Annotated in this window: 3 protein-coding genes; all 3 read right to left on the bottom strand. The window is 35.0% G+C overall.

All coding sequences use genetic code 11. The annotated features are described in order from the left end of the window. Positions 1 to 413 precede the first annotated feature (413 nt). The gene (locus tag F6K22_RS31500) at positions 414 to 1,184 is read right to left on the bottom strand and encodes a PEP-CTERM sorting domain-containing protein (protein WP_293107342.1); all 771 of its coding nucleotides are present in this window, start codon (positions 1,182 to 1,184) and stop codon (positions 414 to 416) included. A gap of 1,025 nt (positions 1,185 to 2,209) precedes the next feature. Continuing rightward, complete coding sequence (locus F6K22_RS31495) at positions 2,210 to 4,453, bottom strand: GumC family protein (RefSeq protein WP_293107339.1); 2,244 nt, start codon at positions 4,451 to 4,453, stop codon at positions 2,210 to 2,212. An 82-nt stretch (positions 4,454 to 4,535) separates the two neighbouring features. After that, on the bottom strand, positions 4,536 to 4,975 hold a 440-nt coding region (locus F6K22_RS31490; protein ID WP_293107336.1), incomplete at its 5' end, for an SLBB domain-containing protein.

The raw sequence follows: 4,975 nt of genomic DNA, 5'->3' as shown, positions 1-4,975 counted from the left end.
AATCAGCAAAAAGTAGAAAATTAACTAGAAAAATATTCTGTTTTCTTCAGATAAAAAATTAGGAGGTGTTAGTATGGTTCATATTAGATTTGAAGGGCGTTCTTATGATGTGACTCCACAAGTTCAACTGCAGTAACAGCAATGACTGAAGCTTGGAAAAATCAGGGAGTAGTTACAGAAGTACAATCTTTGGAAATTGATACTAGAGGTGCAGTTTGTAGCTAGGTTCAATAATTAATAATTAATAATTAATTATTATTGAAAAGAAGAGAATTGGTTAAAAGGGAAATTTTTTTCTTTTTTTCTCATTTAAAGGAGAGGCTAAACCCTAGTTTTTCGGTAATTATTTTTTTTAGCATCCAAACAATAAAAGTAGATTTCACTCCCTGAGTTCCGTATATCAATCAGGATAATTAGTTTTGCTTTTTACGAGAACGAGATAGGAACATTGCACCAGCTACCATACCTAAACCAGCTATAGTAGTAGGTTCTGGAGTTGACTTAGGCTCAGATAGAACACCTCCAGCAAAGCTATCTGATGTTGCTCGGACTACGAAATCATCAAAGTCGTTGTCGCCCCATGTTGTGTTATCTTCAAAGAAAATATTTGTTGAGTCTGCCCCATCTTGTTTGAAGACAACTCTGGTCTGACCATCAACAACTTGAGCATTGAGACTAGAGTCAAAGTTATTCTTATCGTAGTCTTCTGGACCTGCTCCAATTTCAAAAGATCCGTCACCTTGGTTTCCAAATCCTGTACCAGCATTATACCAATTTGGGTTGAGAGCAGTTGTAGAATATTGAGTATTGTAGGATGTAGGTAGGCTACCATCTGGGTTGAAACTTCTTAAGAACAATGAATATTCCTCACCACCTTCAAAGAAGAAGTTAGCTATTGTACTTCTAACTGCGATACCAGGTGTTCCTAAGTTGTCATCTGCCCAACCACTACCAGGGTCTATATTCAAATCTTCCTCGAACAAAATTGTTTCTTCTCCTGTATTCAACTTCACCACACCAAAGCTTCCTTGCCACCAACCATGAGATTGCAGGAACTCAAATGTTACTTCGGTATTTTCGTCAAAGATAATACCTTCGTTACCAAAAGAAGCAGCTTCAGCAGGCATAGTAGAGATTAAACCACCAGCGAGAGCTGTCAAGAAGATAGATAGTTTAGTTTTCATTTGTCGTCCTCTGGTTAAATTATTTAATGTATAGTTTGTGTTGGTCTAATAAGTTTTTTTTACAACTAAGTAGTTGAAAAAGTATAAACAGTGAGTTTTTAGACAAGCAGAGCCAATAAATTATTAAAGTTTACTTGTTTGTATAACCTTTATTTATTTGCTCAACCTTAATATAACTGCTTTAAATCTCAAAAGCAAGTAATTTTAGTTACCAAACTAATTCTTGTCTAAACCTTTAAAAAAACTGTTAATACATCAATATTTATACTGATATATGCCCATATTCTTCGACTAATAACCGAGAATATACTTAGTTTTTTCTAATAAAAAAAATCAATAATTTTAGAGTGATTATTTTGATTCAATAAATATACTTATTTTTGGCATTCCAGCATTTTTTTTATAGTGAAAATACGGAAATTTAGATAGTTGATACCACTGATACCTTAAGATTGAACGACTTAACAAATAGGACACAGTTAGATAAAAGTGGACAGAGTAAAGTAGGCCACCTATTCAAATTGTGTTTAGTGGCCATTAGGAGTTGATTAGAGGTAGAAACAAAAACACAAAAACAGTTTAGTTTTTTCCAGATGAAGCCCGACGCTCGTTAGCGTTAGTTCCTGAGTAGGAGGCAAGAGGCAAGGGTAGTGCGTTATATAGTGTCTTGAATAGTTATAATTAAAGCTTGTAGTAGAACTTTAGCCCTAAGTATACATGGGGCTAAAGCCCTACTACAAACAAAAACTTTTTGATCGCTTATTATCCGAAAATCATACATATTAGATTATTGGGGCGGAGGCGGGTTCATTTGATTCAATGTTGAGCAAGATTAATTTACGCGGAACCCAGCCCTACTATTGATACTACCGGATTTAATATATAAAGTTGCTCAAAAGCCTAAATCTAATTTTTGCAATCAATTTGGGAATATAGCAGTCGAAGCAAAGGGCACGGAAATAGCTAAATACTGAGATTCACTCAGAGATTACTTCTGACTTATAACTTGCGCGTAGCGCTATATCTCACCGTTTAATAAAATTAGTAACTGTCCCCAATGCTGAACCACCAGAAATTTTAAATCCCTCTAAAGCTTTCATCAAAATCGAACGATCTGTCTTTTCAATTGCTACCACTACAATAGTTCCATCCGCATGAGCAGACATTAAATTTGCGTCTGCTAAATTATTCAGTGGAGGCGTATCATAGATGACTAAATCGAAAAAAGCTTGAAATTGTTCCATCAAATATTGCTTCTTTTTAGATGAGAGCAACTTAATCGGATCGGGTGGCACTTGACCAGCAGTCAAAACAAATAGGTTATCATTTATAGGCGATCGCTGGATCGCATCATTCAGACTAAGGTCTGTAGCAAGAGCATCGCTAAACCCCTGTGAATTAGGCAAACTCAAACGTGAATGAATTTGTGGGTTTCGCAGGTCAGCATCTACTAACAGAACTTTCTGACCTATAGCAGCAGCTATCTGAGCTAAGTTAACAGCAACAGTAGACTTACCATCTTTAGATGTAGAGGAAGTTATTACCAAAGACTGAAGTGATTTGTCATAACTGAGCAAACGAATATTAGTATAAAAAGATCGAAAAGCCTCCAACAAGCGAGTATTACTGTAAATTAGCTCCAGAGCATCGCGCTCAACAAAATGGTAACCATTTCTATCCGTAGCCGTTAACACAGAAACTTTTTTTCTCTTACCCTTGAGCGGTTTCTTGAGTTCCTTGGCTAGAGGAATCATTCCTAGTACAGGAAGTTTGGTAGCTGCTTTGACTTCTTCTGGAGTGTGGAAGACTGTAATTAAAACTTCTATCAGAAAACCTGCACCAACACCTAGCAATACACTGACAATTACTATTACAGCTAATTGACGTTTTGTTTGTGTATATTCAGTAGGTATAAGATTGCCGTCTGTATTTTTTAGTAGTTGTGTTGCCTGAATAACTTGCCAAGGAACTTCCTGTCTAGCAGCATCAACTTCTAATGCTTCTAGTTTAGATAGAAACTCTTTGAGAGTGTTCGTAGCAACTTCTAATTCTCTTTCTAAATCTGCATATTGACGTGCTACTACTGGTAGTTGTCTAAGTTGTTCATTTAGTTTAGTAATATTTTCAGCCAAAGTTCTTTCTTTAGCTTCTTGTTCTTCAATTTTACCAGATATTTTGTTTAATATACTTTCAGCTTCTCTATACCCTAAAACATTCAAATTTATTTGCTTTTCTCGTAGCATTTGCATTGGTTCGCTATCATCTAAAAATAGGGTTGACTGAGCAGCAAGTTCACTTTCTAACTTCTGAATTTCTCTAATTAAAAAGTCATAAGCTTTACTTTCTAGTGATAATACTGCAATAATATCTCCGTTTTCTAGCTGTTGTTTTAGATGATTGTAGAGAGAGCGAGTTTCTGCTAATTGCCCTTGAAGTGTTACTTGTTGTCTCTGAATACTTAATGACTGATCAAATAATAATTTCTCTGCTTTCGTTGGATCGAACACATTATAATTTTGTCGTAATTTTTGTACTTGTCCTTGCAATACATCAACACGCTGCCTTAAGTTAGGCAGTTTCTCTTTGATAAAGTTAATTCCTTGACGTAGATTAGTGAGACGTTCTTCTAAACTGTAGTCTAAATAAGCTTTTTCTAAGGATTCTAATACGACTTTAATTTGTTTTGTATCTTTATTTTTATAGTTAACTACTAAAATTTTTGTACCTTGCTCTTGAGTTCCTTTTTGTACACTAATTCGAGTAATTTCAATGCCAGAAATTAGTAGGTTATAACTAATATTTGGATACTCATTATTCAATTTATTTACTATAGGTTCAAGTATAGTCGGACTCCTTAATACCCTAATTAAAGTTTCATAATCTATAAGACTATTATCTTCAATTCTAATTCTTTGGATATCAGCACTAGCATCAACATTTTGAGCCATTAAAAATAGTCTAGCTAATCTCCCTTCAGCAGTAATTGGCTCCACTAATAATTTAAAAGAACCTTGATATACTGGAACTATTTGACGGGAACTTTTAACAATTAATCCTCCAGCAACTACACTTAGTGTTAATCCTATACCTGCCATAATCAATAGACGACGGCGAACAACAGCAAAAATCCAACCTAAGTCAAAATTTTCATCTTCATTATCTCCTAGGTTTGTTTGGGGAGCTTGAGTAAATGAAGGAGATAGTTGCTGACCGTTATTCTTATGTGCAATTTGTTCATAATTAGTTTCATAATCCATATCCAATGCCACTTGATTAAATGTTTATTTATTATTTTTAGCCTCAAAATAGCCCTTAGTCTTATTTTATTAGTTCGATCTTAAATATTGCCTGCTAAAGAACACCAAATACCTCAAAAAATCTCAGCACTGATAAGGTACTCACTCCAAATTCAAATGTAGTATTTAATGTATCTGATAGAGCAGCTATCCCATTCCTACTAATAACAACAACATCATTCTGGCGCAGCATGGGATTAGTTTTTTCATTAACTCCAGAAGCAAAATCAACAACTATAGTTTGTCGAGAAACAGTACCGTTGAAATTCAGGCGAATTAGTTCCACAGAATTCCTCTTAGCTCTACTTCTATTAAATCCTCCTGCTTTTAATATAGCTTGATTTAAAGGAGTATTTGGCGGAAGTTTAACTTGTCCTGGTTGTCTGACTTCCCCTACTACTGAAACTTCTATTTCATCGGGAGCAAAACTAGCTGCTGCTAATTCAGGTGATTCTGCTGGATAAATATCTGGGGCTGTGGGAATTACAATCATAA

The sequence above is a fragment of the Okeania sp. SIO2F4 genome (assembly GCF_010672385.1).
Lineage (GTDB): Bacteria > Cyanobacteriota > Cyanobacteriia > Cyanobacteriales > Microcoleaceae > Trichodesmium.
The sequence above is the reverse complement of the archived record's forward strand: the minus strand, read 5'-3'. Positions and strand labels throughout refer to the sequence as shown.